This window comes from Gemmobacter sp. LW-1 (assembly GCF_001303875.1).
Lineage (GTDB): Bacteria > Pseudomonadota > Alphaproteobacteria > Rhodobacterales > Rhodobacteraceae > Gemmobacter > Gemmobacter caeni.
Map to the genome: position 1 here is coordinate 1 of NZ_LJSC01000069.1, position 3071 is coordinate 3071.

The 3071-nt window shown below is 68.0% G+C and carries 3 protein-coding genes; all 3 read right to left on the minus strand.

Annotation, left to right across the window (positions count from 1 at the left end; translation table 11 throughout):
* Positions 1-13: 13 nt before the first annotated feature.
* On the minus strand, positions 14-1276 hold the full coding sequence (locus AO684_RS20850) for a phage major capsid protein (RefSeq protein ID WP_054304654.1): 1263 nt from the start codon (positions 1274-1276) through the stop codon (positions 14-16).
* Positions 1277-1278: 2 nt separating this feature from the next.
* Positions 1279-1617: an HNH endonuclease gene (locus tag AO684_RS20855; protein WP_054304662.1), complete on the minus strand. Its 339-nt coding sequence runs from the start codon at positions 1615-1617 to the stop codon at positions 1279-1281.
* Positions 1608-3071: terminase large subunit domain-containing protein (locus AO684_RS20860; RefSeq protein WP_054304663.1), on the minus strand; the 1464-nt coding region annotated here is incomplete at its 5' end. The genes AO684_RS20860 and AO684_RS20855, both read right to left, overlap by 10 nt.

A 3071-nucleotide genomic window follows, 5' to 3' on the forward strand; every position in this document is an offset into this window, starting at 1 on the left:
CCGCCCCAGAGCATTACGCCACCTCGACGCCGGTCAGCAGTTGCAGTTGCGAGGCCCGCGCCACGGTCACATCCGCCGTCGCCAGCGCCGTGATGCGCAGCCCGCCAGCCTGTGCATCGCTGAACGGGTCGCGGATCAGGTCCACCGCGCCCCAGAGGCCGACAAACACCGGCGCCACGCCGCCCGCGCTGGTGGTCAGCAGGGCCGAGGTCGCCAACGGGCTGCCAGCCGGTGCCGCCAGCGCATTCGACGACTGCACAATCTCGCCCAGTTGCGCCGCCATGCGCGCCCATTCGGTGACGCCCGTGCCGGTGAAGGCTTCCGCGTCATCCATGAAGTCCCAGACTTCGGGGCGGATCAGCGCCTTCACGTCGCCCGGCCCGTTCGCGGCATTCGCGGCCATGAAGCGCACCACCGCCGCGCGGAAGGCGCCCCACGTCGCCGCAGCCGCAACCGCCGTGCTGGTGATGCCATAGGTCGCGGCCCCGGTGATGACGCCCAAGGGCTGCCCGTTCGCCCCGGTGCCGAGGAAAATGGCCTTGTCCAGTTCCGACTGCATGGCGCCGTTCATGTCGCGGCGAATGGCAGCTTCCAGCGCATCGCCCGACTGTTTCAGGGTCTTGCGGGTGATCCGCATCTGCACCCCGAGGTTATGATCGGGCGACAGCGCGCGGTCGGTCGTGGCGTAGGCGGTCGGCCCCGCGACATTGGCGGTTTCGCCGTCAGCCCAGCCCGCCGTGACCGCCGAAGTCGTCACCGGCCATTCCACCGCGCCCGAATCGATGGTGATCATCTGGGCGCCCATGCGGCCCGCCACCGAAGCCGGGAACAGCCGGTCGATGATGGGGCGGGTCTGCATCGGGTTCGGGGTGCCCGAGGCCACGGTTTCCCCGGCCCGCTGTTCCAGCGCCGCCCACGGCACCGGCACACCCCGGAAGCCGCCCGCCGAACGCAGCTCCGACACGATTTCAGCGGTCGGGCCGTCCAGCGCCCGGCCTTCGTCCAGCGACAGCACCACCTGGCGCAGTTCGAAGCGCGCCATCAGATCGGCCATTTCGCGGCTGGAACGGGTTTCCAGATCGGCCCCGGCCTCGCGGCGTTCGGTATCCTCGGCCACCAGCGCCGCCCGATAGCGGGTTTCGTTCTGGCGATATTCAACGTCCAGCGCCTCCATCTGGCGCAGTTCATCGGCGGTCGCATCGGTCTTGCCGACAAGGCCCGCAAGGGCTTGGCGGATCTCCGACTGGCGCCGGGCAATCTTCACAGAGTCAAGCATGGTCATACCTCATTGCTCGATAGGGTTGCAGGTTCCGCCGCCAGAGAGGCGACGGCATCGGCCCAAGCCTTGCGCTCGGGGGATTTCTCTTTATGACCGCATTCGATGCGGGTCTTTCGGGTGTGACAGGGGCCACACAGGGCTTGCAGGTTGCGCGGATCGAAGGCCAATTCCGGGTGCGTCCGCACCGGCCTGATATGGTCCACCTCCAGCCGCCGCCGCTCGCCGCAGCACCGGCATTTCCAGCCGTCCCGCTCCAGCACCGCAGCCCGCAGAACCTTCCACCGGGCGGTGCGGGTGACGTGCCGTGAATGGCGGTGATGTTCGCGCCTCACATCCATGCGACACGCGCCTTTCTGGTGGGTGCAGCCTTGCGCCGCTGCCCCTCGGCCACGGCCAGCACAACAGCCGCCGCCGCGTCGATGCGGCCCAGAGACCGCGCTTTCGCCAGCTTGTGATTGCCTGCCGGGTCCACCAGCGTGATCGCATCCGCGAAGGCAGATCGCAGAAGCAGGCTTGGCACCACCTTCACCTCGCCGTCGAACAGCGCGCGGCGGAACCGCTCAATATCCTCGCTGCCATCCTTCCAGCCGAAGCCGCGCCAGACGAAGGGAACGCGCAGGCCCGCGCCATTCATCGCCTCGACAAATTCAGCGTGACGGAAGCGGTCGCCCGCGATGCAGGCGAGGTTCGCGCCATCGGCCAGCTTCACCAGAGAGGCCAGCCACGGGCCGGGCGGCACCGTGTTTTCGCCCATGGTGGACAACTCGCCCCGCTCGTTCATCTCGACATAGCGGCCCGACACGCCGTCAGCCTCGCCCCGGTCTTGCAGCGAAGGGAAGGCCGGGAAGGTGCCGACAGCCTCCAGCCGCCCGGTATCCGGCCAGTAGAATGCCGCCGCCGACATGCTGCGACTGCCGCCCAGATCAACGCCCAGAACGCAGGGACCGGCCCGCTCGGGCAGATCATCGGGCGCCACCTCGGCGGAGAGCCATTCATCCACTGTCACCAGCACCGACCGATCTTCGGTCGAAACCCGCTCGTTACGGTTGAGGTTGCGGAAGGAGGCCAGCGCCGATCCGCCGCGCGCAATCGCCCGGCGCGCCTGCGCCACCAGCCATTCCGGGCTTGCGCCTATGCCCTCAGCCGCGCCGGGGTTCGCTTCCAGCAGGCTTTCCAGATCGTCAGCAGGCAGGCCAAAGGGCGGGCGATGTTCCTGCCGATAGGTGCCGGGTGGCGGATCGTCCAGCCACTTGGAAAAGGTGTTGGCGTCATCCGGGGCACTGGTGGAAATGATCAGCGCGCGCCCGTTGCGCTTGCCAAGGCCCGAGAGAATGGCGTTTTCCAGCGCGTCGCCCTTGTCGCGCTCCCATGCCGCCCGCTCGTCCAGAATCGCCAGTGTCGGGGCACCGCCGAGGATCGACTTGCCGTCTGCCGGAATGACGCGCAGAAGCCCGCCGCCATTGGCCGAGTATTCCACTTCCAGCTTGTAGCCGCGGCGGATGGTGAACAGTTCCTGTTCCGCCTCGGGCAAGCCCTGCACAAAGCCGACCACAAAGCCGAAGGCGGTTTTCGCTTGGTCCCTGTTTCGCGCCGCGATGATGATTTCCCGCTTCGGCTGGTCATCCCAGACGCCCATAAGCGCGCCCAAACCGATGCCCGCCGAGGTGGCGGTCTTGGCATTGCCCCTGCCGATGGACAGCACCCCGACCATGATGCCATCGGCCAGCGCCCCCCGGATGAACCGCTTCTGATACTCGGCCAGCTTCACCGGCTGCCCGGCAAGCTGCCCCTC

What these genes read in the sequence shown, in the direction of transcription:
- AO684_RS20850 (WP_054304654.1), bottom strand. Translation starts at nt 1,276, where the DNA reads ATGCTTGACTCTGTGAAGATTGCCCGGCGCCAGTCGGAGATCCGCCAA.
- AO684_RS20855 (WP_054304662.1), bottom strand. Translation starts at nt 1,617, where the DNA reads ATGGATGTGAGGCGCGAACATCACCGCCATTCACGGCACGTCACCCGC.